This is a genomic window from Pseudoalteromonas sp. PS5 (genome assembly GCF_004103255.1).
GTDB classification, from domain to species: Bacteria; Pseudomonadota; Gammaproteobacteria; order Enterobacterales; family Alteromonadaceae; genus Pseudoalteromonas; species Pseudoalteromonas peptidolytica.
The window spans coordinates 1-25,052 of sequence record NZ_RCSQ01000101.1; the positions used below are offsets into that span (position 1 = coordinate 1).

The 25,052-nt window shown below is 41.7% G+C and carries 19 protein-coding genes; 8 read left to right on the plus strand and 11 right to left on the minus strand.

What is annotated here, in order from left to right; all coding sequences use genetic code 11:
* Positions 1–276: 276 nt before the first annotated feature.
* From D9603_RS13630 to D9603_RS13645, 4 genes are all read right to left on the minus strand, one after another.
* Positions 277–792, minus strand: a complete 516-nt coding sequence (locus D9603_RS13630; RefSeq protein ID WP_128731721.1) for a hypothetical protein — start codon at positions 790–792, stop codon at positions 277–279.
* A gap of 12 nt (positions 793–804) precedes the next feature.
* The gene (locus D9603_RS13635) at positions 805–2,637 is read right to left on the minus strand and encodes a tyrosinase family protein (protein ID WP_161972752.1); all 1,833 of its coding nucleotides are present in this window, start codon (positions 2,635–2,637) and stop codon (positions 805–807) included.
* Positions 2,638–2,658: 21 nt separating this feature from the next.
* Entirely contained in the window at positions 2,659–4,770 is a 2,112-nt protein-coding gene (locus D9603_RS13640) for a multicopper oxidase family protein (protein ID WP_128731723.1), read from the minus strand.
* A 192-nt stretch (positions 4,771–4,962) separates the two neighbouring features.
* Positions 4,963–6,408, minus strand: a complete 1,446-nt coding sequence (locus D9603_RS13645; protein WP_241651664.1) for a PLP-dependent aminotransferase family protein — start codon at positions 6,406–6,408, stop codon at positions 4,963–4,965.
* A gap of 94 nt (positions 6,409–6,502) precedes the next feature.
* Between D9603_RS13645 and D9603_RS13650 the strand changes: the two genes are divergently transcribed.
* The 3 genes from D9603_RS13650 (at position 6,503) to D9603_RS13660 (ending at position 8,395) form a co-directional block, all read left to right on the plus strand.
* Positions 6,503–7,078: a GNAT family protein gene (locus D9603_RS13650; RefSeq protein WP_128731724.1), complete on the plus strand. Its 576-nt coding sequence runs from the start codon at positions 6,503–6,505 to the stop codon at positions 7,076–7,078.
* The gene (locus D9603_RS13655; protein ID WP_128731725.1) at positions 7,075–7,659 is read left to right on the plus strand and encodes an FMN-binding negative transcriptional regulator; all 585 of its coding nucleotides are present in this window, start codon (positions 7,075–7,077) and stop codon (positions 7,657–7,659) included. Before D9603_RS13650 ends, D9603_RS13655 begins: the two co-directional genes overlap by 4 nt.
* Positions 7,660–7,927: 268 nt before the next feature.
* The gene (locus D9603_RS13660; RefSeq protein ID WP_125251778.1) at positions 7,928–8,395 is read left to right on the plus strand and encodes a hypothetical protein; all 468 of its coding nucleotides are present in this window, start codon (positions 7,928–7,930) and stop codon (positions 8,393–8,395) included.
* A 56-nt stretch (positions 8,396–8,451) separates the two neighbouring features.
* Here D9603_RS13660 and D9603_RS13665 read toward each other — a convergent pair whose 3' ends face one another.
* The 6 genes from D9603_RS13665 to D9603_RS13690 all read right to left on the minus strand — a co-directional run bounded on the left by D9603_RS13665 (position 8,452) and on the right by D9603_RS13690 (position 17,143).
* Positions 8,452–9,333, minus strand: a complete 882-nt coding sequence (locus tag D9603_RS13665; RefSeq protein WP_128731726.1) for a hypothetical protein — start codon at positions 9,331–9,333, stop codon at positions 8,452–8,454.
* 181 nt (positions 9,334–9,514) lie between these two features.
* Complete coding sequence (locus D9603_RS13670) at positions 9,515–9,880, minus strand: VOC family protein (RefSeq protein ID WP_128731727.1); 366 nt, start codon at positions 9,878–9,880, stop codon at positions 9,515–9,517.
* 102 nt (positions 9,881–9,982) lie between these two features.
* Entirely contained in the window at positions 9,983–10,450 is a 468-nt protein-coding gene (locus D9603_RS13675) for a hypothetical protein (RefSeq protein ID WP_125251781.1), read from the minus strand.
* A gap of 339 nt (positions 10,451–10,789) precedes the next feature.
* The gene (locus tag D9603_RS13680) at positions 10,790–12,724 is read right to left on the minus strand and encodes a tetratricopeptide repeat-containing diguanylate cyclase (RefSeq protein WP_128731728.1); all 1,935 of its coding nucleotides are present in this window, start codon (positions 12,722–12,724) and stop codon (positions 10,790–10,792) included.
* A 265-nt stretch (positions 12,725–12,989) separates the two neighbouring features.
* The gene (locus D9603_RS13685) at positions 12,990–14,249 is read right to left on the minus strand and encodes a metallophosphoesterase (RefSeq protein WP_128731729.1); all 1,260 of its coding nucleotides are present in this window, start codon (positions 14,247–14,249) and stop codon (positions 12,990–12,992) included.
* Positions 14,250–14,353: 104 nt separating this feature from the next.
* A complete protein-coding gene (locus D9603_RS13690) occupies positions 14,354–17,143 on the minus strand; it encodes a TonB-dependent receptor (RefSeq protein ID WP_128731730.1) in 2,790 nt (929 codons plus the stop codon).
* A gap of 692 nt (positions 17,144–17,835) precedes the next feature.
* On the opposite strand from D9603_RS13690, the gene D9603_RS13695 reads away from it, so the two are divergent.
* The 5 genes from D9603_RS13695 (at position 17,836) to D9603_RS13715 (ending at position 23,990) form a co-directional block, all read left to right on the plus strand.
* Positions 17,836–18,693: a diguanylate cyclase gene (locus D9603_RS13695; protein ID WP_241651665.1), complete on the plus strand. Its 858-nt coding sequence runs from the start codon at positions 17,836–17,838 to the stop codon at positions 18,691–18,693.
* Positions 18,693–19,685 carry a helix-turn-helix domain-containing protein gene (locus D9603_RS13700; protein WP_125251785.1) on the plus strand — a complete coding sequence of 331 codons (993 nt, stop codon included), beginning with the start codon at positions 18,693–18,695 and terminating at the stop codon, positions 19,683–19,685. The genes D9603_RS13695 and D9603_RS13700 overlap by 1 nt, the downstream gene beginning before the upstream one ends.
* Before the next feature lie 467 nt (positions 19,686–20,152).
* Positions 20,153–21,694, plus strand: a complete 1,542-nt coding sequence (locus tag D9603_RS13705; RefSeq protein WP_128731732.1) for a S8 family peptidase — start codon at positions 20,153–20,155, stop codon at positions 21,692–21,694.
* Positions 21,695–21,787: 93 nt separating this feature from the next.
* Positions 21,788–22,630 (plus strand): helix-turn-helix domain-containing protein, encoded by an 843-nt coding sequence (locus D9603_RS13710; RefSeq protein ID WP_128731733.1) that lies wholly within the window; start codon positions 21,788–21,790, stop codon positions 22,628–22,630.
* Between the two features lie 226 nt (positions 22,631–22,856).
* On the plus strand, positions 22,857–23,990 hold the full coding sequence (locus D9603_RS13715) for a PepSY-associated TM helix domain-containing protein (protein WP_128731734.1): 1,134 nt from the start codon (positions 22,857–22,859) through the stop codon (positions 23,988–23,990).
* 178 nt (positions 23,991–24,168) lie between these two features.
* Here D9603_RS13715 and D9603_RS13720 read toward each other — a convergent pair whose 3' ends face one another.
* Positions 24,169–24,825, minus strand: coding sequence for a LysE family translocator (locus tag D9603_RS13720; protein WP_241651666.1), 657 nt, complete (start codon positions 24,823–24,825; stop codon positions 24,169–24,171).
* Positions 24,826–25,052 lie beyond the last annotated feature (227 nt).

Below are 25,052 nucleotides of genomic sequence, written 5' to 3' on the forward strand. Positions count from 1 at the left end.
TTTAACGCAGTTAGCGTCAGATTGACTCCCTTAAATTGAGCATGTATTAGTACACAGTGGTATAAGGTACCTACATCATGTAGGCAAACCCAATTCACTTCCAATAGTTGGGATTAGAAGTGAATTCAATTAGCGCTAAAACCAAATCCCATAAAAGCATTAATAATCAAAACTTTAGCTTGATTTAACCAAGCAGGCTACGTTTTTGCCTTTTTCAATTTAACTTTGCTACGCGCCAGCGTTGAAAATGAGATTAGCTTTGACTTCTAGTTCCGGTTACTTTTGCATTCCTGTCGAAATCCAACTATCAAAATCTGTAATTTTATTTCGACTCAGGCGACCCGACGGTGGCATTGCATGGGCTGCGTTTACGTGAATAATGGCTTGTTCGACACTGACTTCGACAGCCTTCTCATTGCCTTTCACAATCGCCTCTAATTTATGAATACTATCCATGATATCAATAAGACGACTTTCAAAGTTCACATTGAAACCCTCAATATTATTAGATAATACATAGGTCTCAGTAGTACGCAGCGCTCGTAACTGGGCTAATACATTTCGCGCGTCTATTATTTGTGAAAGGTATTCGGTGGTATCTGCCGCTTTAGTTTTGTCCAAATCGTGACCATGAATTGCCACTTGTATTTGTGAGGCAAACCGTACCACAACATCATAATCAGACAAGTCTAAAAACTCTGTGCCATCATCATCCGAAACTTGGATGTTTCTCATGCAATTGGTTGCACTGGCAAAATTATTTTTGACTTGATCAAAAGTCACTTGAGCCATGTCCATTCCCCCTTATTTAAACTCAATTTTTAATGGTTCAAAGTGGTCAGCAGTTGCAGCTTCATGACCGCTTACTACCAGTACCAATTGCCATGGTTTGGCTTTATTTTTACCACGCAGGATGGCCCCGATTAGATGTACTAACTCTTGATCTAAAGAGACTGATGAGGCTTTACTCATATGTTCACTGTGTCCGCCATGACCATCGTGGGCACTATGATCACCTAGTGCCCAATACGCCGTACTGACCGCTAAGTGGCTCGCCCTAAAGTCATCATTTTTAATCACCTCTGGCGTTACTTTGACGCTTGCTGGAACCAAATAAATGTCAGCTTGAAAGCTGTAGTCTTCAATGTCCATTGGCTTGCGAACAATCTTTAACTGCGCCGTATTAATCGTCGTAAAATTAGCCTCAGGTAATATCAGCTTACTTGTTTTGATTTGCGACTCAGTTACGCGCGACGCGGGCGCATGTGCGCCATAGCTTAATAACTCACTGAATAATGACGCAGTCGTATCAATGGATTGACGTGTAGTGCCATCTTGAAGATAGAAGTCAAAGCCAGCATCGCGATGCTTTTTAATCAGCTGCGCGATAACTTCACCATCTATAAACTCCTTGCTCGGATCCGCATAGTTATAGCCAACTTTCTCACTATCAAAGTACAACTCTGCACGGCCCATATTGGCAAACCGTCCTTCAACAGGCTTGGTTTTTCCTTCACTAAAACCTTGTGGTACAGGTAATGAGTCACTTTGTGTGCCGCGCATGAACATACGCCCACCAGTGACACAATATTCGTTATTATTTACACATTTAGCAGCATTTGTTTGCAGCCATTGACCGTACGCAAAGTCGATAAAAGCATGAAACGAATAGAAAACCGGATCAAACCCTGCTTGGCTATTATCTTCCATAAAGCAAACTGGTCGATTTGACTGCCCTTCACATCCAGCATAAATGGCGTGCATTGGATTATGAATTTGCGCTTCAAACGCGCCAAAATTACCCGCGCGGTTATAAGGAGAGCCACCAAACTCACGCCAATTATTAAAGTGGATTTGGTATGCTAGAAGATAGGGCGAGGTATAACCACAACTAAGTGGTTTGTCCGTTGTCGAATCTGAGCGATTGAAGCCACAGAAATTGGGATCAGAGACCGTCGAACTGCGTCTATTGTTACTAGGGCTCAGCGCTGGCTTCATGTTTCGATGAATTGAATACAAGGGTGAATGTGTATTCTCAAATGCCTTAGGGTAGCGCTGGCCAGTCGGTGCTTTGGTAAAGTTCCAAAAAGGGACTGTTACATTTTTAGTGCTTGGGCCAAATTTGCCTTCGGGATCAGCATTTTGTAATGCCTTTTCAAAGAAGTAAAACTCCGCCCGATGCCAATGCAAAAATGTATCTTTGGCATGTTCACACTGACCAGGATGTACTTTCACAAAATCATCATCACCCAGCCCTAGTTTGCTTTTCAGCAAGGGTCTAAAGTCACAATATTGCAAAAACTCATTACTATTACCAATCCAGTCCTGTTGCGTGCTCAATGCTGCTAATGGCACTACACCTTGGTTCTTAGGTTGCCACACGGTAGGGCAATTATGCACCCAAGCTTGCCACAAAAAGCCTTGAGGATCGTAAATATTGTCACGACTCTTTTTCTTCATTCTGGCAATAGCGTGCTCATAGGCCTTTAGCTCATTATCCGTCAAGGCATCGATGTTTTTTCTGGTGAGCACTTCATCATGGCGTGACGGCTCACTTGGAGGTGAAGTTAACTTACAGCCCCCAATAAAAGCCGCCAGAGTCGCTAACGCCAATGAGCTTAATGTATTACTTTTCATCTTCATTTTCCTTAACGAGTATTACTTGCTCTCTATTAACTTCACTTTTTGCATCATGCCTTGATCTTCATGATCCAGAATATGGCAATGTAATACAAATTCACCGGTGTATTGTTGTTTTACATTGCCGTTAAAGCCTGGCAGAGACTCCGGATAGCGATACTTGCTATAAACCACAGTATGCGGTGCCGAGCCTGATAAATTGACGCCATTTTTGTCAGTTTGAGGCTTATCTGCGCCTTTTTCTATCGCTAATGTATCTCGCCACACCCATTGCTCTTTTCCATCAGGCCCCACTCTTGGGGCATAAAAAGGGTTCACATGAATATGAAACGGGTGCATTGGAGCAAGCCCTCGAGTACATAAGTCCCATCTTTGCCATGTGCCCAGTGTCAATTCTCGAGTTTCGATTTGACCATAAGGTTTACCATCTACAGAGAAAATAGTGTCTTTGCCTTTCTCTTTATCACTGAGATGATGGTTATCTAAAAGCACCCCATTATTAATATCTTCATTCCAAATGTTCTGACAATTAAAGTCTTTTTTCTCTTGTTTTGCCGTTGCTATCGCTGCATTGACTGACACGCGAGATCCCAGATAAAACATCATGCTTTCTTTATTTTCGCTCTTATCCATCGCGGCGATTTCACCTTGGGTTGGTGCATCATGAGCACGGTAAGATATTAGCTCAGCACTGGTTGGTAACACCGCATCTTTGCTGGCAACAGGTTCACCTTTTACTACTATTTGTAGTAACTCAGCGGTGTCTTCTGGTACACCCTGCAAAGATTTTTGTGGTGCAGAGTCTAAGTCCACTAGCCAGTACACACCCGCTTTACTCGGTGCTTGGTACAGGTAGTCAGCACGATAACCAGGTTGAAGTGCTTCAATTTCAGTCTTTTGACCGTCTAATTGCCATCTATCGATGCGGCCAGTATTGAGACCATCAACCGATATTTGGTTCAAAAAGCCCAGTGGAACTGGGTTCATATTGTTTTCCCATTCAGGCTTATCGATCACAGACAACTTTATTGTTTCTCGTACACCTGCATGGATAAAGCGCCAGCGCTGAATTTCATTTGGTCGCATTTCAATTTTCGGTACAACCTGACCATTAATCAGTGTTCTTCGTTTGGTTTTTTGCCAGTCTCCAGGGCCAAAAATATTGAGTGCTTTATCGTCCGCTTTACAATCCTTAACGTACTCAGGTCGTTCATCAGCTTCATAATACTCAATGGTACCATTGCAGTCATAGGCAACCTGCTGAAGTACAAACAGCTGATCTGTCTTGTCTTTGATCTGAGCTTGAGTACCAATATCTTTTTTAGGGTTACCGCCTTCAATAATAATGGCACCTGCCATACCACTAGAAACTTGTAATGCTGTAGAGCCGTGAACATGGGCGTGATACCAGAATGTTCCCTGAGGATGAGATTCAGGTATTCTCACTTCATATTCAAACCCTTGACCTGGCTGGATCTCAAGTAGTACGTTGTCACTTCGCTCGCTCGGTGATACCCATAAGCCATGGGTATGGAAATTAGTGACATTAAAGTTATGCGGGGTGTTGATGTGATTGGCTTCTTCATCTGATAGCATGGCATTTGAGTGATGACCCGCATGACCTTTTCCTGAGCATAAATAATCAGGTGCAAGTTCACAGCTCGGTAAGCGATTTTCAAGCGTGAAACGCAATACATCTCCCGGAGCAACCTTAAGCGTCGGTCCAACTGGTGCAGGCTTAAATTCTTTTTGGCCATCTTGTTTATACGCATAGTTTCTTAACCACGTATTACACCCTGCTATCTCTCGCTCGTGATACTGTACCGCTAAAGTAAAGTTAAGTGAGCCACCTTTTGATTGGATGACGTCAGGCGCTACAAACTTATCCAGTTCTGGCGCAATATATTGATAGTCGCAGCTATTTATCCCTTGGGTATGGGCTGCTGATATAAACTCGGGTGTTATGTTAACGGGGTTATAATCTCGTAGATCAAAGTAATTCGGTTCGAATACTTTGTGCTGCTCACGATGGTTTGGGTGATCCGCTGTGTGGCTCTCATCTGAGTGTTCTACTGAAGTACATGAGGCGGTCATAACCACACCTAAAATCGGTAGTATCGGGTTTTTCATATGCGCTGCTTATATGTATTACAAGTATGTAAAAACAATATTAAAAGCAAAAAAAATATAGCGCTATTACATGGCATTACATCAAATTACGAGCGTCAAACTGTTAATGCTAAGTTTTGCGAATAAAAATCATATTCTCGGCGAGATATCGAGCACCTTAGCTCTGGATACTTTGTGGCTCAATATCAAAATTCAGCAAACCCTTTCCACTAATGCAAATAACTCGTCAAGCCCAGTACGTTGCTGCTCAATGGCTTGTGCAGCAAAACCCAAGCGTATATGGCTAAACCGACTTCCTTTATCAAGTGAAAATTCTGGTTCACATTGCACATAAATATCCTGCTTTTTCGCCAAACGAGACAACTCAGAGACATCACGTTTGCTATCCACCCAATATGCCATACCACCTTGGGGGACAATAAAATCGATATTTAAACGCTCCTTAAGTTCACTTAAATGTGTATTCATGGCTTGATGACGCGTCTGATACGCTTTAGTCATGCGTCTCATATGCCGCTCAAACCCGCCCTCTTCCATCCAGTAAGCCACTGCCAATTGAGTTAGCGCGTCATTCTTATGATTCAACAATTGCTTTCGAGCCACAAGCTGCGCTAACACATCAGCCCGAGCACTCAAATATCCGACTCTTGCGCCTGCAAACATGATTTTAGAAAAGCTAGAAATATAAATCACAATGCCACTGGGGTCATTTGCTGCCATCGGCTGAAGCGGTGGACACAAATAATGAAATTCATGATCATAATCATCTTCAATGATGAACACGCCGTACTGTTGACATAGCTGATAAATTGCCATCCGCCGTGGTACAGATAACGTAACCGTTGTCGGATATTGATGCAGCGGTGTCAAGTACAGCAATTTAATATTATTTTGCCGCAAACAACGCGCTAGAGCCTCAACTTTGATCCCTTCATCATCCTGTGCCAACGCAAAAATATTAGCACCGATACTTTTAAAAGCATGTCTTGCTGGAGGGTAGCCCAGCATTTCAATTGCCACTCCATCGCCTTTATTGATAAACGCACTGGCAACCAACGATAGTGCCTCTTGAGCACCATTACACACCAATAAATCGTCACAAATAAGACCCCGGGCTCGGCGCAGGTACGTTTGGATTTGGACTTTTAATAACCCACAACCTGCACCATCTGCGTAATGGAAGTGCTCAATATTACTCTTACGACATGCCTTCACTAAGCAGCGCTTAAACTCATCATATGGAAATGCGCTCAAGTCAGGCAAGCCTCCTGCAAAATTATAGCGAAAGCCACTGCGCTCGCTGTCTTTAGGAGGGTTAAGAACAGCAGCAAACCTTGGCGCGACTACAACATTTGGCGACAATGCCGTGCTCACCTGCTCACTACTTGATATTGGCAGTTGAGCATTTACCCAATACCCACTTCTTTCCTTTACGACTAGCCACCCTTCAGCTACTAAATTTTGTAAGGCGGACATCACAGTGTGGCGGTTCATTCCGTGAAGTTGCGCAAGTTTACGTGCAGAAGGAAGCTTGTCACTTGGCTTTAATTTACCTTGCTTGATCATGCTCCGTAATTGATTAGCAAGCTTTTTATGTTTTGCCTCTGACTGATGAGAGTTAGTGTCTATCGAAATCACAAACTGGTCTATTTAAATTGTAAATTCTGGTTGTTTTATATCAACCAAAAACAGCGCATTATGCAAGCAGTAAAACACAAGAGGTGCAATTATAATGCTATCAAAACAAACCTTAGAATCTAGCCGGATAAGATTGGTTCCACTGGCGAGTGAACACCTTCCTGAATTACTACGCTGCGGTAAAGATAGTGAGCTTTGGAAGTGGGTATTTACTAACTATTGTCGAGATCAACGCACTATAGAGCAATGGTTTTATGGTTCTGCTCAATTTGATGAAAGCGAACAATTAGTGGTAGCAATCATAGACAAAGCATCAGGTAAAGTAGCAGGTAATACTCGGCTTTTTAGAGTCGATAAGTTAAACCTAAGCGCAGAAATTGGCCATACCTTCGTTGCCACTCAGTTTCAGCGCACTCATATAAATACCCACGCCAAGTACTTGCTTTTAAAGTACGCATTTGAAGCAATTGGATTAGTCCGGGTGCAGTTCCAAACTCATGAACAAAATCAAAAATCTCGTGATGCCATCACAAGATTGGGCGCACAGTTTGAAGGTATATCTCTCAAAGATAGGCGCTTACCCAATGGCAACTATCGTAACACCGCACGCTTTTCTATTACTGATGAAATGTGGTCAGACGTAAAAATGAATTTAGAGGCAAAGCTATGAGCTATCCAAGAAAGTATTACACCGAAAACAACCAAGAAACACTATATGCACTCATCGCGATGAACCCCCTTGCAACGATTAACGTGATCCAAGCAAACAAAGTTCGTTCTGTTTTTATACCACTCACCCTAAGTGATGATAAAACCTATTTGCTGGGGCACGCTACTAAAGATAACCCACTCTTTAGTGAAGATGATGATAGCTTCCAAGCCATTTTTCATTGTCAGAATCATTACCTATCGCCTGCGCTGCTTCCCGACATCAAATTACCGACTTGGCTATATGCAAACGTGATTGTTGAAGGTGAGCTAACCTTGGTCAGCCAAGACAATGAAAAATACGCACTAATGCAAAACCAATTACAGCACTTTGAGCAGTTTTCACGAAGCAATTGGCAGCTTGATAGTGTACCACAACCACAACAACGGTCTCTTTTTAACGCCATTAACTTCTTTCAAATCAGGATCACACAACTGCACGGCGCTTTTAAGTTAAGCCAAAACAAATCACCGCATACCCGCATGCAGATTAAAGCTCACCTTGAGCAGTATAAACCCACATTGAGTCAACGAATTATATAAATAACCTGCGAGTTGAACGTAATTTGATAGTAATCACTAACATTAAAAAAAGGTGACATCTATGCCTGTTTTTACTATGTTATCCAACGGATTGGATAACAATTAACCTAAATCTGTATCTATACTGCTAGACTGACCTTCGAGTAAGTTACTTTGTAAGGCTAATTTTCACCAAAACCGAATATATATTAGGCTGGTGCTGCTAATAGTGTCTCACCGCACCAGCTGCTATGTTTCAATAAAAAACTTCTATTTTAAGGATAAAATAATGAAAAAATTGACCATGCTTGTCTCTTTTTGCTTACTCAGCGGTTGTGCAACAACAGACTACACTACTATCCCCCTCAGCAACGCCTCGCTATCTAATCTAAAAACGTCAGAAACAGGGAACATACAGCAACGAGAGCACACGGTTACTGTCTCGTTTGATTACGCCATTGAAAATTTCAATGAAGCAACCAACCTATACACTTGCTCTGTGCTATTTACTAACGTTGATGGTACAGCCGTCACCAGCACCAAAAGCGGTAAAAAACATCCCTGTATACTTGATAGTGCCAACGGCAGTATTTCTGTAAGCTGGCCTACACCACTGGATAAGAGCAGAAATGCACCTCAAATGGTGCTATCAAGAATGAAATATCCAATTGAGTACTTTGTTACAATCCATCAAAAAACGGGCAAACATTCCACAAAATTAATTGCAAAGTCAGAAGTAATTAAAAGCCGTCTATAATCTGACATTGTGAATATGCGTTAGCCTCACAGCACGTAAAGCGTAACTGTGGGCTACTACAGTTCACTTTGTTGCCTGATCTGCGCCCTTGTGGGCGCATTGGATGGTGTAAAATATTCAACTTCAGCATCCGCCCCAAAGGCTTGCGTAAACAGTTCGGCTACCTGCGAGGGGGAGCGCTTGGGATCTATCATAAACAAAGGCTCAAGTTCAGCGTTATCAATACCTTTTTGCTGCGCTATATCCAATAGCTTTCTGCCCATATCAGCAAAGCCATTTTCATCTATACCACCCACTATCTGCCCTTCCACTTTAAATACTGCCACTTGAGGAGCTTGATCAAACATGATTTTATTACGCAGATATTGGTCTTGCTCCAGCTTCGCTTGATCGCTTGCGTGCTGACGTGACGTGATTTCTTCTGCCACAAAACTCTGAAAGCTTCGGCCAGTGTATCGCTCAAAGATTTCGGCATTAGTTGGCCGATTTGAACCTTGAAAAACCTCAACCATAGCGCCATCGCCATATTTTTGCTGAACTAGTCGTTGCAGTTGCTTTACATCGCCATTAGCTTGTTTGATAAGCTCTCCAGCTTCACCCTTACTTGTTATGTAACCCTGCTGATTTTGATATGCCTTCAGCTCACCGTTGATAGTAATCCCAAGCACAACTTCCTGTGCTTGCCCATGCTTCAAATAGGCTGATTGAGCTACATCAGGTAACACCTGACTTCTTTCTAGGATCTGCTTAATGTCATTGAGGGCTTGGGTTGAAATCTTGTTGATGGCTTTATTTTCTATCTGAAACATCAGATTAGTTTTTCCAACAAGGTCTGTGGACTGTTCAGTAGCGTGTGCTTTTTTTGAGGATAATGATTCAGCCCCGGTGCTCAACATCGAGTTATATGCACCCTTTGGACTTACCGAATTAAAATACATAACCTAGCTCCTTGATTAAAAATCAATATCGGCGTTTTATTGCCGCATGGCGGCGCCTTTGTAGTTTTTAGCAAAAAATACGCCAAATTTATGAAAGCTAAGTCTTTATAAGTAGAGCCAATTTTTTTAATTAAACACGCTATATTGAGGCGAAAAAACACTATTAAAAGCTAAGCTAGTGTCACTTATTCTCGGCAATACGCCATAGTACTCCACTTGGATCCGTCACACAAAATTCAAGCATCCCCCACGGTTGTTCAACAAGTTCAGAGATCTGAGCACTAAACTTTTCTTCCAAATCTAATTGTAAAATGTGCTTGTACCAGCTTTGCGCATCCTCGACGAGCAAGTGCATCATGAAACTCTGACTGTGAGTTGGCTCATAAAAGTCTTGGAGTAAAAATGCGCACATACCTAATTTAAAATAAGCAACGCCCTCAAACTCAGAGGCCATTTCGAAGCCAATAGATTGGTAAAATTGCTTAGAAAGTGCAAAGCTTTTAGCTGGCACGAAAGATTTTATTTCAACTGTATTTAGGTTATACATTTTATTGTCCTTGTGAAAAATATATGGAGGAAAACCATTTTTGCACTGCTAACCTATGCGTTTTAAAACCAACGCATGATTACAAGGTAAATAGCTTTCAGCTCAGTTAAATAGTTTAAACTCCTGATAAGACAAACCTTTGGAGCTTTCTATTGTGCCATCCTCTGTGAATGTCACCAGAGCCCACGCTTCACATACATCTCTACAATTACCTCCGCTCCAAAAGGCAATAATAGCCTCTCGTTTGTCTGTACATTGCTTGATCGTCGCAGAATAATATCTGGTGGGGTCTATGCGTTCATATTCAGGCCACACATTAGATATTGAATGTGTTGTGACGCCAGCCTTCGAGATATAAACCAGTTCTTGCGTCAACAGGTAAGGGTTGCCAAAGTGACCCGCTGACTCATCTAAGATGGATTGTTCAGGGATGTTACGATTTAACTCAAGAGAAACTATTTTTAATTGATAGTCCCCACATTCAGAAACCACTTCCTTTCTAACTGGACCAGGCTGTGCACCAGAAACTGATGGTGAAAACAATATAAAGCTCAACAATAGCCACAACATAATACAATCCTTTTTTATAAAAATACCAATTCGCTTGATGAGCTTGTTATACCAATTTTCTTAATTAAGTGGTCTATTTTGAGGCGAGAAAACCTTGTCGATAACTCCGCTACCGCGTCCTGCTATCGCCAAGGTACCTACATCTGTGTAGGCAAGGTAAAAATGGTGCTATTTAGTCGTTCTAAATAAGACGTTTTTTTACACTGTTAGCGTCAGATTTACGCCTTCAAATTGAGCAAGTATTAAGACTAATTGGTATTAACCCTAATGTTACTCAACAACACTGTCGCACTCGCGATAATATATCAGAGTTCGAACAACTCTCATAAAAGTAAAGCATTATGGTTTTGTTTGTACTTCAACCCTATCTCTGCCTAACTCTTTGGCACGATAGAGGCATTGGTCAGCAGCTTTAAAGGCGCTATCATCATCCAAATTTGCGATTGCTCGGCTAGCGCTCACACCGAATGATGCAGTGACAGAAATGCGCAGCTCACCTAATTCAAAAGGTTCAGAGCGCAATGCAGAAGCCATTTTTTCAACAGCATCTTGAATGTTTTCTCGGGCTTTTAACACCATCAAAAATTCTTCGCCTCCCCAGCGTATAAATAGCTCTTGAGGCTGAACAAAACGCTGTAAACGAGCGGCTGCTATCGCCAGTACAATGTCTCCTTTATCGTGTCCATAGGTATCATTGATACGCTTAAAATGATCCAAATCGATGATCACTAAGTGATACTCTGCTTTTTTGTCCAGCACACTGGGAGTGTGTATTTCTTGGTGATAAAGACGGCGATTTGACGCTCCCGTTAATGGGTCTCGATAGCTTAAGTCATGTAATCTGCGGTTATCTTTTCGCATCAATCTGGTGTTTACTCCAAGCCAAATTAGGATGATCACGGCAGCAAACAACCACAGAGCAAGGAGCCTTAAGCGCTGTTTATCTACGAGTAACTCAAGCTTAGAAAGTTGATGTTTGGCACTCAATAGATCTCTTTCTTGTGCGATCTGCTGAATTTCTAATGCGCTATTTAATGCAGATAACTGCCCTATAATCATTGCTTTTTCTTGTGTATGAGCAGCTTTTAACACGTTCAGTGCATTGCTGGACTCCCCCAACCCTTCCAGTATTTGTGAGCGTGTAAATTGACTTCTAAGCAACCACCTTTGATGATTCAGCGTAGTAAATATTTGAGTCGCTTGGTTAATCAAAATGGCTGCTTCATCTAAGCTATTTTGCTGATAAAGCGCCTGTGCTTGAATAAGCGCACAGATCCCCTGCTGCTTGGCAAGTACTTCCTGTTTGGCGAGCTGTATACATAACTGAGCTTTTGCTATAGCAAGCCTAGTATCGCCTTCAAGTAACAGTAATCTCGCTTCATTTTTGAGTAATATTGCCTTGTAGAATTCACTTGTCTGTTTATTTTTGAAGGTCAGCGCTTGTTGGAACTTTTCTCTCGCGTCACTAAGTTGGCCAAGACGACCATACGCAAATGACTGATTTAACAGAATAACCAGCATATAATTGGGGTTACTATTTGGTGATAGCGCGTATAGTTCTTGTGCTTTGCCAAGATGTAATAACGCATTTTGCCATTGTTCTAAATGCACATAGAGCAGACCCAAGTTGTTATTAAAAAGTGCATTAAAGTCACTTTCTGGGTATGCCTCCACCAGCTTTATACCATGTAAAAAATACTGCTGTGCCTTAATCAAATCATTTGTCGCATTATATGCAACACCAGCCGTGTTATAAATCTCTAGCAATAAAAGCTCAGCTTGCGCGCTTTTTGCCAGATTAACACTGTGCTCAATGGCAAGTTGTGCTTGTGCCAACTCGCCGGCTCTGATCGCTCGCTTGGCATCCTCCTGCGCACTCCATGCTGCCAACCAATCTAGCTGGTTTGTAACTGCAAAAGTGTCAATCTCACGCTTTATCTGTGCAAATTTAGTATCGTCTCCCATCTTTTGTGCCGCCCGTCTTTGCGTCCACAACAGATAAACTTGCTCTATGTGTGATAAAGATTGACGACTTTCACGCCAAGCTGATAGTGCTTTAAGCGCCGTTGCAGGTTCAGTTTTTGCGCGCTCATAAATGCTCAACAGCGGGTGGTCAGGTGCAATACGTTTTAACTGTGCTTCAGGCGTCAGCCATTTTGCTGTGGCTGTGTTTGTTGCCTTGTCGGCTTGATGAAACCAAAATGTATCTAGCGTTGCAACGACGAGCAATAACAAAAGGGTAAGGAGCAGCGCTATAGATACTTTTTTGTACATATTGGATATTGATAATCAAAATTTATCTAAATTATACAATAATGTCACCGGCTTGCCATGACCTCTCTTCGCAGATAGGAGTCGAAAATGTGCCTGTACCTTTGCGTGTTGGCCCCCATTTCGCCAACACGCTCCTGTCATTTTACCTCGATTTACTTTGTGTAAAAGCTCACTTTTAGATACAAACGCTTTATACTAATTATTAACCAGCTAATACCTTAGCTTTTCGTTCAACTTGAGCTGGAATCAAACCCACAGACACGTATCAGTTGCTACGATGTGCAAAACTAAAACGTTGCTCAGATACAACTTGACCACTTAAGTCGCGTGGCGTGGTATAAAATGCCACGTTAAGAATATCATTGTGGTTATCAAGCTCGATATGGGCAAACCCCCAGATAAAAGCTTTGTTCCAGACTAAGTCATATTCTGGGTAACGTAGTGCTTGGTAGTGAGCAAGCGGAGAATGGGTGCCACGCATTTTGGAGGCTGCACCACTAATGATAAGTGGTAATTTAGGCTTTTTATTATTCGGTAAAACCCGTGAGCAGTCATCTGTTAGTAGCTCCAAATCATGCTCGTGACCCGCGATATAGGCATCAGCATATTCGCATAATTCAGGTAAAATCAGGCGGCGAAGTACGCGTGCTTCATCATATTTAGTGCCACCCACAGACCAAATCACGTGATGGCCATACACAATTTTCCATTTTGCTGTGGAGTGCTTTAATCCATTTGCAAGCCATGCCAGCTGTTTATGATCTTCACCATTGACGGGCTGCTCATGTCTTTCAATATCCTCAACCTTAGCTTGGCCACTAGCCAGTGCACTGGCCAGTCCTTGCTCGCTACCATCAGGCTTTAGAGGAATTTCGTAATAATGCTGACCAGAGAGCAGCATATTAGTATCTAACACAAAAAACTCAACGTCATTGCCTTGTTCTCCTATGGTATAGCTGTAGTATCCTTTCCTGCCCATATGAAAGTTAGCGTGCTTTTCCATCCATTGTGTTTGTAATTTGACACCACGGCGAGAGGTTTTCCAATCATGATTCCCCAAAGCCGAATAAACGACCAAATTAGGATTTTGAAGCAACAAAGGGCTAAGTGGTGCCAAAATTAAATCGTCCATACGCTGCTTATCATCCTTACCATCGTTTGCAGCAGCGCCGTCAGGGTAAATGTTATCACCGAGCTGAATCGCAAAATCACAAGGTTTTTTTTGACATAACTCAGCCATCGCTTTGCCAACCACTGCGGCACCTGATGCTTCAGTTGCAGTTTCTGTTCCTGGGTAAACATAAATCGGCGCATGATTAAACTCTGCAATTGGACGGTGCTCTGCAAGCCAATCCGCTTTTTCAGCCGCGATAAACTCGGCCTTCGTTTTTGGAGAATGAATATGTTTAGCCTTGGGATAATCAGGGTGGTACCCACCATCTCCAAAAGCCAAAAAATTAATATTATTTGCGGCCAGTGCCGTGCTATTTAGCGTCAATAGTAAAACAACAAGGGTTATTTTCATTATTATTGCACCGTGTTACCACGGTGCGCTCCTACCTATGGAAGTGGGCTGCGGTATTTAAGGGATAACTCAACAGCAGCATATTCTAAATTAACCAAAAATAATTAAAATGAGGTCACTGTCACCCCAATTTCAAATGAACGACCGTAAGTCTCATATTGATAGTTATACCGTGTATCCCCTTGGTAAATACTCATCGCTTCATCTGTGATGTTTATTGCATTAAAATATAGTTGCGTCTTGTCGGTGTAAAAATACTTCATACTCAAGTCGAGTTGCAGATGGTCGTCTTGATAAACAGCTTGATTGTTTTCTTCAAATAAAAAACTTTTGCTTTTATAAGATGCACTTAGACGAGCACTAATGAGGTTACTTTCGTAGCCAACCATAAAATTAGCAATGGTATCAGATTGATTTGGCAAGTTATCGTCAGCATCAATTAATGTGCCGTTTGCCGAGATCATCAACCCATTTTGGAAGTTTTTCGTGTAGGCTAATTCTACCCCTGTTAAATCAGCTGCACCGCCGTTAATGCTTTGGATAACTTCTTTGTAGCCTTCCCATTTGCCATTATCTTGTACCTGCGCTTTGATAATGAAATTATCAATACTCTTATGAAAAACCCCAGCTGATAGCACCCCAATAGAACCTGGGTAATACTCCAAAGAAAAATCATAATTACTCGACTTGTATGGGTCTAGGTCTGGATTCCCCACCTCAGCTTTGCGCTCAATTTCAATCGCATCATCTTCTTGTGTAGTTTCGGTCTCTATAAGTTGGAATGCCGCGGCATCTTCAAAGCTGGGTCGTGCAATGGTTTGTGTATACGCAAATCGGGTGATCAGTTGTTCACTTAGCTCATACCTCAAAGTCAAGTTCGGAAGTAAATGATCATAGCTATCTTCCACTTGCCACTGATTTATTGCTACACGTTCTATGTCACTGACTTCATCATTTATCAACTCGACACGATTGCCTGTGGTTGCGTAGTCTGTATCCTCATACCTAAATCCTGCAATGACATTCAGCTTTTCAACATCAACCGTTAACATGGCATATAACGCTGTCACAGTCTCTTCACTGGTGTATGAACGCCCTTTGGTTTCAATATCTGTTTCAAGTTGATTTATCGTAAGCGCATCACGCTTGCTAAAGAAGTAATCTTTGATCTGGTTGCGACTTAGGCCAAGGCCAAATTTGCCGAGGTCATACTCTGGCTCCGCTGCGCTGAAATCTTGCGCTGTTAACGCCCCAAAGCCATCATCGTATAATGTTGCATCAACACGATTAAATTTATCACGATCCGCATACTTACCACCAAACTTAAACTGGGCATTATGTCCAAGCAAAACAAAATCTTTGGTTAAATCCAGCCTAAAACTGATATTTTCATCTTCACTTAAGTTGTTCTCCCATACGATTTCATCTAATACAAATTGATTAAGCTGACCAGATGCTTCGTCTGCGGCTAAAGTAGGTGTCTTGCCATCAAGTACATAACCAAGTGTAAAGTCCTCTCCAGCAAATGCGGTGTCTAAACGATTTGGCTCACTTTCTTCAGACTTTGAGTAGCCTAAACTGTATTCAATAAACCAATCTTGTATTAGGTTTTCTCCACCTAATACCAAAGATAAAATACTTTGTTCTTCGTATCTGTCCTTGGTATCTCTGTCCATCTCTGCGCCTCGAAAGTACGCTGCACTTTGACTTAATTCGTCAGCTAACACATCACCTTTGTCAAATTTGTACTCATTACGCTGGCGAAACTCATCATCAGAAAACTGACTGTAAAGTGTACGCAAGTAATATTTATTAAACCCTTTGTGATGGACGTCTACGTTCAATGCCGCCCCTAAACGCTCCCGAGTAATACGATAATGACGTTGTTCCATTTCTTCGGCACCGAAAAAACTCACTTCTTCACCAGTGTTGACATCGGCCATCTCAAGTGTCTTCCACCCGCCATCGGTTTCAATATTATGAGAGCCAAACTCACGCTCAAACCAAGAAACCGCTGTCGCAACGCCAACTTCAGTGTTGTTGTTCAGTGTATAAATATCAGTAAAGCTGAAGGAGGCTTTAGGGCTAGTTTCGCTAACTTGTTGGTTATGCGATGCTTGCAGCGTGACACTATAACTTTGTTGCTCGCGGTCAAATGCACTTAGACTTTTGACTTCAATGCTACCCCCAACCGCAGAAGCATCCATGTCAGGGGTCACCGTTTTACTTACCTCTAGACTTTGCACAAGCTCACTGGGGATCACATCCATTGCAACTGAGCGCACACCAGCTTCTGGTGAAGGTACATTAGCACCATTAATGGTCACATTATTCAAGTTTGGATCGATACCACGGATAGCGACAAAGCGCCCCTCACCTTGATCTCGCTGAATGGACAGCCCAGGTAAGCGCTGGAGTGCTTCTGCCGCGTTTTGATCTGGCAATTGGCCAATCGAATCAGCGCTGACAATAGACTTTAACGATAAAGCATTTTTCTGTCTATTTAATGCGCCAGCTTGACCTGCACGTTGCCCAATAACAATAATGTCATCCATTTGGTTCGACTGTGAGCCTAATTGCACTTGAACATTAGTCACCTGGTTTTCATCAATGGTGATGGTTTTTGTTACTGTCTTCGCGCCTAGATAGCTTATCTCAAGTGTATAAGTGCCAGCCGGTACATTGGTTGCTGTAAAGCGACCATCTCGCTCAGAAATAAGCGTTCTTTCTAGCTCTTTTATTAATACTTTCGCCCCTTCAAAGTGGCTTTTTTGTGATACGGAGCTAACTTGGCCAGTTAACGTGTTAGCGCTTGCTGCTGAGCTAAGCACAGATCCAGCACAGATCATTGCAACAGCTGAAAGTTTAAAGCTCGTCGGTAGGTTTTTTTTCATTATTTGCTCGCACAGGTTGAGTTATACCAATTTGCTTAATTAAGTGAACTATTTTGAGTAAAAATTGAGCAAATATTCAAACAAATTGATATTGGGTTTTGATACCTCGATAAAACATCGTGGCTACCCTAGTGCGAAAAGGTGACGTTTTTATTTCACGTAGATGCTCAAACTCATGACTTTACTGAATAAATATGAATAAATTAGCCGTCTGAGCCAATTAGACCCCTTTACAAGCAGGGCACATGCTTACCAGTTGATTGGTTTAGTAAATAAAGAATATTCTTATTACTAACAAGTCCTTATACAAATTTTAAGTTAGCATCGCTGCGCCTTTTCTTACCGTTAGACCTCGCCGCTCGATGGTGCAAGCATTAAATGCTTGTAGCACAGTCAGAACACTTACCGTGCGTAGAAATGGGTGATTTACTTAACCTAAATTCGGAGTTAATAGGTAAGTTAATCAAACTAATACCAAAGTTCAAAAGGCGTAATATCACGCTAGTCAAAAGTTATGATGGTCTTAAATTTTAAAAATTGCAGTGCCTGTCATAAAAATACCGCCTTTACTGCGCTAAATTGACCCTATCGAGTCCAAGCACAAGTTTTTACCATGGCACGCCTTTTAGAACTGAACGATTAATATGAAACTGCAACCTTTTTTGTTACACCAATCAAAATGGAGCACACTTGTGGGATTGACGTTGCTTGCGATAACGGCCACTTACCACACCTCTGTGCCTAAACCCTTAGCAGATATTAATTTACTCGACTGTCTTGGTGAAGGTGGACTGGCATTAATAACCTTAATGTGGATAGTCGTTACTCTCCTTACTCGTCCAAAAGGTCTGGTAACTAACCTATTGTTTGCAGGATTAAGTGCTATGTATGTATCAATGCTATGGGATTTTTTAGACGAAATGGTGATTTTTACGCCTCCCTATTTAACTAGCTTTGAAGCTATTCCCGCCTGTATTGGTATGATCTTGATGAGTATTGCTGCTCACTATTGGTACAAAGAGCAAAGTATATTTAATCAAACATTGATGAAAAAGGAGCGGTTTTATCGCGATCACAGTATCACTGATTTTGTGACTGGACTTTACAGCATCGAGTACATGAAAAATCAGATAAGCCATGAATTGGCACGCTTAGAAAGCGAACATTGTACTTTTTGTTTAACCATGTTTGATATTTGCAATTTCGCCGCCTTTTCGCGTCAACATGGTCTACAAAAAAGCAATCAACTACTCAGAGATACTGCTGATATGCTTTCTTTAAGTATGCGTGAAAGCGACTTACTATGTCGATTTGCGGCAGACAAATTTGTCATCATTCATCCTCAAACCACACAAGCACAAGCCAATGCTTTTGCCGCCCGCGCAACCGCTTTTATTGCTCGCCACGCCAACTACCATGACGACAAAAATCAACCACAATTCAGCGCGGTAAGGTGGAGCAGTATTGAAATACATAACCAACAGTGGGAATTTGAGTCACTCATGACAAATCTTGTCGCTGCATTAAATCGCACTAAGGTCGCAGCTTGATGCAAACGCTTGAATGTCATATGAAGCAATTAGAAAGTTGTTATTTTGCACAGCCTCTCGTCGATTTAGCGCAGCAGTGTGGTGTCCATGCAGACATTACACTAAAAGGCAGCAAGCTATTTCGCTCAGATCTTTTTGCAAACACTACAACCATTTCTTTTGAGCAACTTGAGCGCATTATCATCAATATTTGTGCACAGCCAAGCTGTCGAGAGTTAAGCTTTATATACGGCCAATATCTACTCAACACACTTATCAGTCACTACGGCTCTTTACTGTTTAATTGTCGCAGTATACAACATCTCATCAATGTATTACTGCTCAGAGGGCTGACGATATTTCCGCTTTTCCATTTTAGAAAGTTGCACAAAGAAGATGGTTATCACTTAACTTTTTCACCGGCTATCGCCCAAACTAACGCCACAGTATTGCGTTTTCTATATGAAGTACTGGCTAGTATCCTCTGCGGATATGTTAAATGGCGCTGCCCTGAGGCACGCTTTACCATACAGTTTCCTTTCGATAAACCAAAAGAAATTGCGCAATATCTCAGTTATTTATCTCAAAGCTATAGCTTCCAGCACAGTGACTTTGTGGTTGCCATCAACAAGCCAACATTAATAAAGCAGCAGATCAATAACTTCCCATTTTTGGTCAACAAACAATTACAAATAACACCAAAAAACACACGCGGATTTCTTGCACAGTTACACCGGCTGCAATTGAAATACCCAAAGTATCACAGTGAGCAAATAGCATCATTAATGGGCATGAGTGCGGCAACGTTCAAGCGTAAACTCAAACTTCACAACACGACTTTCTTAACAGAAAAAGATAGGGTACACCGTCAACAAGCTATGTTTTATGTCGCTGAACAAGGCTACTCAAATGAACAAGTCGCCAGTGCACTACACTTTAGTGATATTACAAATTTTCGCCGCGCTTTCAAGCGCTGGACAGGGCTTACTCCTTCTTATTTTCGTAAAACCTAATAACATTTCCCCAACTTGAAATGTAAAGAATTATTTACCAAAAAATTACAAAAAACATTAACAGATAGAGAATTCGTAGATATCTTTGAAAAAACTTTCCCTGTCACCATACACTATATATTTTAACAATTTCTAGAAAATTATCGTAACCTTTTGTCTTTTATACTTATAAAGTTACTTGTCTAATTCTCGTAATGAACTAAGTAGCACTTTACTCAGTGTACCCACAACACTTTGTAAATTTTATTTGTATTATTTGTTTATTTTTTAATCTTGTGTTCTATTATAATGTAACTAGTACGAGTTGATGTACTCAGGTTCAGTTGACTTTGGTTACCCTGATATTCATTTGTTACTTTTTAATCAAATTGAGTTGAATGGTGAGTAGAGTGTCTACAGCAACTGCACTAAACAAAACTTGTACTAGATAACACAACTAAATAAAACAACATGTAAGGAACAACAAAATGCGTAAATTAAGTGCAATTAGTTTTGCCATTTTAGCGGGCATGACCTCGGTTAATGCTCAAGCGGCTAAGCTCGTTAGCGTAAGTGCTGAAAAAGCAATAGAGAACCAATATATTGTGGTGTTTTCTACACCTTCAGTACTTGATGTAAATGACAGTAAAGCCGTTGCAGCTTTTGCTAAAAAGCAAGCTAACGAGTTGCAAAACAAGCATAATGTCAGCATAACAAGAGAGTTTGGTGGTATCCTTAATGGCGTTGTGATAAACGCATCAGCAAAACAACTCAAAGGGCTAATCCAAAACCCGAATATCGATTATATCGAGCAAGATCAGACTGTCACCGTAACTCCTTCAATTTCTGCAAACGGTGATCAAGCTAACCCAACTTGGGGCTTAGACCGAGTTGACCAACGCAACTTACCACTCAATTCAAACTATCATTATGATTTTGATGGCACGGGCGTAACAGCGTATGTAATCGATACCGGTGTTCGCATCAGTCACAATGATTTTGGTAACCGTGCCACTCATGGTTATGACTTTGTAGACAACGATAATGACGCAACAGACTGTAACGGTCACGGTACTCACGTAGCGGGTACAATTGGTGGCGGAGAGTATGGTGTCGCTAAAAATGTCAATATTGTTGGTGTGCGAGTGCTAGGTTGTAATGGCTCTGGCTCGTATTCAGGCGTGATCGCAGGTATTGATTGGGTTAAAAACAACGCTTCGGGCCCTTCAGTTGCAAACATGAGCTTAGGTGGTGGTGCTTCTCAGGCAGTAGATGATGCCGTGAATAATGCTGTGGCAGCAGGTGTGAGCTTTGTAGTTGCTGCGGGCAACGATAATAGCAACGCTTGTAACTACTCTCCAGCACGTGCAGCTAACGCGATTACTGTTGGTTCAACAACAAGTAGTGATGCTCGCTCTAGTTTCTCAAACTATGGTAACTGCCTTGACATTTATGCACCAGGCTCAAGTATCAAGTCTGCTTGGTACAACTCTGATTCAGCAACAAACACCATTAGTGGTACATCAATGGCGGCACCACATGTTGCTGGTGCAATTGCACTATATTTGGATGAAAACCCAAGCTTAAGCCCATCTCAGGTTGATTCACTGCTTAGCCAACGCGCTTCTAAAGGCAAGGTATCCAACCCTCAAAGCGGCTCTCCAAATGAGCTACTATACACGCTTGCCGGAAGCACTGATCCAGACCCGGATCCAGATCCAGATCCGGTTCCAAAACTAGAAAATGGGCAAGCAGTTACAGCTTCAGGTTCAACGAACCAAGAGTTGCTTTATACAATTGATGTACCTGCTAATGTAACGCTAAACGTGTCTATTTCAGGTGGTTCAGGTGATGCAGACCTTTATGTAAGAAAGGGCGCTGAGCCAACAACAGGTGTATTCGATTGTCGCCCTTACCGCTATGGTAACAATGAATCTTGTACTTCAAATTCAGGCCAAGGTGGCACTTATTACATTAAACTGCGCGGCTATACAAGCTTCTCAGGCGTATCACTAGTTGCAAGTTATTAAGGTTATACGTTATCAATAATTCTCATTTCGTTTGGGATTTATTGAGAAAACACGTACAGTGGTAGCCCTTATTGGGCTGCCACGTTTGTATTGATGAGTATAGTTTTAGATCTCCATTCCAAGTTGTTACAGCAACACTTTTACGATCATGTATCTCAGCATGAGCTGCACACTGAAGTTCCACTGATTTCAACAAGTATCTCCCAAGTTAAATTACGTGGCATTATCTACCATCGTAATGCTCAGGTTGCCTCGTCAATGCCAGAGGATTATGGCAGTCTCATTTTAATCCAAAAAGGGTCGGGCTGGTGGCTTACTCAGCAATCCATAAGTGCCGCAGATAACATGCAGCTGATTTTTATTGAAGCAGAGCAAAAGCATATCTTTCACCTGCCAGCACATTATCATGCCATTAGCTTTAACTTTCCTATTAGCTGGTTGGTTAAACATACCGGCAAAAGGCTAACACATGGACAAGCAATCAAAATAACTCCAGCGCTCTCACAGCTATTTACTCAAGCACTATTCGTTAAGCAGTTAACTAAAACCCAAGCCCAGTGGCTTGAAGCAAATATTCTTCAAAACCTGAGCCATGCCCTACAATGTTGTCATCTACACTCACCGCTTACAGCGTTGAAGCAGCTGATAGTTAAAAATGCGAGTAATGATGCGCTGTGTATCGATATGTTGTGTGAGTATTCAGGTTGGTCAAAACGGTATATTCATAAGCTTTTTACTCGCTCTGATCTCAGTGCCTCAGAATACTTAATTCGTACACGCTTAAATCACGCTTATTTTGAATTGGTAGAGCAAAATTCATCACTTAACCAAATCGCCATTAACTCGGGATTTAAGAGCCAAGCGCACTTCAGCCGTCGCTTTAAACAGCTTTTTGCTCTTTCTCCTAAGCAAATTCCACAAAGAGTGCACTCTTAGGCAAAACCTTCCACTACAACATGGTATAATAAGAATCACTCTCATTTTTATAGCAATAAATCACTGGCACTGTGATAGTCGCAACTATCCTAGGTTCGTTATCAACATTGGCCAAACAGAATGATAAAACCCGTGATGTAAGCAGATTGATATAGATATTCAGCGTATTTAACCTGAGTTTTAGGTAGCGCATCAGCTAAGGTGGTTTAGTTTTTAAAGGATAATAATGCGCAAAACATTATTTAAATGGCACAGCCTAATGGCACTGATCGCAATGTTGCCATTACTCATCATTTCACTCACTGGCAGCATGTTGGTATTCAAATTTGAGATAGATAGCATCCTTCTCAAAGATCAAGCCACCTTGAATTATGTAGGCCAAGATATTCAGCGCAAGCCAATGAAAGAGTTAGTCAATTTGGTTGCCGATGCGCACCCCAACTATGAAATTGGTAGTTGGGAGCTATTTGATGACGGCTACGAGGCCGATAGAGTTTACCTGCTAAAACATGGTACTGATACTTGGTTTAAAACCTACCTCGATCCCTACCAAGGAGAAATGCTGAGTACGCCTGTGGGGATACACAGCGACTTTACCGACTTTATACTTCACCTTCATTACACCTTGTTGCTCAACGACAGCAACCGCTATTTTCCAAATATGGGCGTCGCTATCGGCTTATTTATTGCGATTCTGTTTACCTTTTTAGGAGTGTCTGGTTTAATTATTTACCGTCGTTTTTGGCGACGTTTTTTTAGCTTTAGACGACACACTCCAAGAGTAATCTTGTTTTCTGAGTTACATAAATTAATTGGAATATGGAGTGCACCGGTATTACTGTGCCTTGGGATAACAGGTGTCTATTTTAACGCCGTAGATTACTACCATGAGGCTTTTGAACATGATGAAGCTGATCATCATATTGTCAGTCAAGCAATGTTTAATCGCACACTCGACTTTGATGCAATGATGGCGCAGAGCCTTGATGCAATTGGCGGCTTTACCCCCACTTACTGGTTATTTCCGTTTGAACCACAACAAAAACATATCACTATTTTTGGCAGCGTTGCAGATACGAACCCTTTTATTAGTAACTACGCCTCTACTGTAAGCTTCGATGCCACTACAGGCGCACAAATTGCCGTGTATGACATTCGCACAGCAACCTCTCTAGAGAGGATAATTGATAGCTTTAGAAAACTACATTTTGGTCACTTTGCGGGGCTTCCCAGTAAAATTATTTGGTCTTTAATGGGGCTTGCGCCTATTTTACTTGGCTTTAGTGGTGTCTATTTATGGTGGCAACGAAAACGCAAAAAACATCAAAGTCGACGTTTGCGTAAATTCGCTTCTCAGTAAGCTAAGGCAGGGGTAAAGGCTGGAGCTGCCACTTTGTTTTTGGACTCGCGTTACGCTATCCCTTATCTGGCAGCACGCTTTGCTAAAGCCTAGGTACCTGCACCTTCTAGGCTAGACAAATTCACTTCCAATAGGCGAGCTTGGGAAGTGAATTTGAGGCAGCTTTCGCTATGTATAATTAGCGCTCAGCGCTAGCTAAAACACACCCTGCACCAATAAATGTCATGCCAAACATTTTACCAATTACATGACCGGACACCCATTTTATCGCTCGCTTTTTAGCACTTTGAGCCAAAAATGAATACATACATAAACAACAAAAAGAAAGGCACATAAAAGTAATGACCAGCAACGAAAACTGCGCTAAGAGTGGTGCTGAAGTATCGATAAATTGAGGGAATAACGCCGTTGTAAAGACAATAGCTTTTGGGTTAGTTAACGCCACCAGCACGCCATCTAGATATAGCCTCACTGCACTTTTTTGTTTTTTTACACCATCAGGAAGGGATACTTGATCTAACCCTTTTCTCCATAAGTTGACCCCAATATAAATCAAATAGAGCGCGCCTAATATTTTCACAACCGTAAATGCCGCTGTTGAGTGGAGCAATAAACCACTCAAACCAATAACGGCACAGCTCGACATCAGCAACAACCCTGAAACGTTACCAAATACAGTTAGCAACGCCCGCTTAAAACCCACAGCTAAACTATTCGTCGCCACCAACAGTGCAGCGGGACCTGGTGTCGCTGTGGCCAGCAGCGCAATAGTACAAAAAGCTAGCCAACTTTCAATTGTCATAAAACGACCTATTTCAGAGATGAGCTTACTCATTTAGACACGGTTTTAACCAGTGCCCAAAATATAGACGCTTGCATAATAACCACATCACCGCTCATATTTAAAGCATTTTCAGTAATAAGAAATTAAATAACCTGAGGTTTGGATAAAGAGTGAACTAGCTCGGTGTTTTCAAGACCATATTCAATTATACCAATTTGCTTAATTAAGTGGTCTATTTTGAGGCGAGAAAATCTTGTCGATAACCAGGCAAAAATTTT

Coding starts and splice junctions, on each gene's coding strand:
- D9603_RS13720 (WP_241651666.1), bottom strand. CDS start 24,825: ATGAGTAAGCTCATCTCTGAAATAGGTCGTTTTATGACAATTGAAAGT.
- D9603_RS13700 (WP_125251785.1), top strand. CDS start 18,693: ATGCAAACGCTTGAATGTCATATGAAGCAATTAGAAAGTTGTTATTTT.
- D9603_RS13685 (WP_128731729.1), bottom strand. CDS start 14,249: ATGAAAATAACCCTTGTTGTTTTACTATTGACGCTAAATAGCACGGCA.
- D9603_RS13655 (WP_128731725.1), top strand. CDS start 7,075: ATGAGCTATCCAAGAAAGTATTACACCGAAAACAACCAAGAAACACTA.
- D9603_RS13675 (WP_125251781.1), bottom strand. CDS start 10,450: ATGTTGTGGCTATTGTTGAGCTTTATATTGTTTTCACCATCAGTTTCT.
- D9603_RS13710 (WP_128731733.1), top strand. CDS start 21,788: ATGAGTATAGTTTTAGATCTCCATTCCAAGTTGTTACAGCAACACTTT.
- D9603_RS13680 (WP_128731728.1), bottom strand. CDS start 12,724: ATGTACAAAAAAGTATCTATAGCGCTGCTCCTTACCCTTTTGTTATTG.
- D9603_RS13640 (WP_128731723.1), bottom strand. CDS start 4,770: ATGAAAAACCCGATACTACCGATTTTAGGTGTGGTTATGACCGCCTCA.
- D9603_RS13665 (WP_128731726.1), bottom strand. CDS start 9,333: ATGTATTTTAATTCGGTAAGTCCAAAGGGTGCATATAACTCGATGTTG.
- D9603_RS13670 (WP_128731727.1), bottom strand. CDS start 9,880: ATGTATAACCTAAATACAGTTGAAATAAAATCTTTCGTGCCAGCTAAA.
- D9603_RS13630 (WP_128731721.1), bottom strand. CDS start 792: ATGGCTCAAGTGACTTTTGATCAAGTCAAAAATAATTTTGCCAGTGCA.
- D9603_RS13635 (WP_161972752.1), bottom strand. CDS start 2,637: ATGAAAAGTAATACATTAAGCTCATTGGCGTTAGCGACTCTGGCGGCT.
- D9603_RS13690 (WP_128731730.1), bottom strand. CDS start 17,143: ATGAAAAAAAACCTACCGACGAGCTTTAAACTTTCAGCTGTTGCAATG.
- D9603_RS13650 (WP_128731724.1), top strand. CDS start 6,503: ATGCTATCAAAACAAACCTTAGAATCTAGCCGGATAAGATTGGTTCCA.
- D9603_RS13705 (WP_128731732.1), top strand. CDS start 20,153: ATGCGTAAATTAAGTGCAATTAGTTTTGCCATTTTAGCGGGCATGACC.
- D9603_RS13660 (WP_125251778.1), top strand. CDS start 7,928: ATGAAAAAATTGACCATGCTTGTCTCTTTTTGCTTACTCAGCGGTTGT.
- D9603_RS13715 (WP_128731734.1), top strand. CDS start 22,857: ATGCGCAAAACATTATTTAAATGGCACAGCCTAATGGCACTGATCGCA.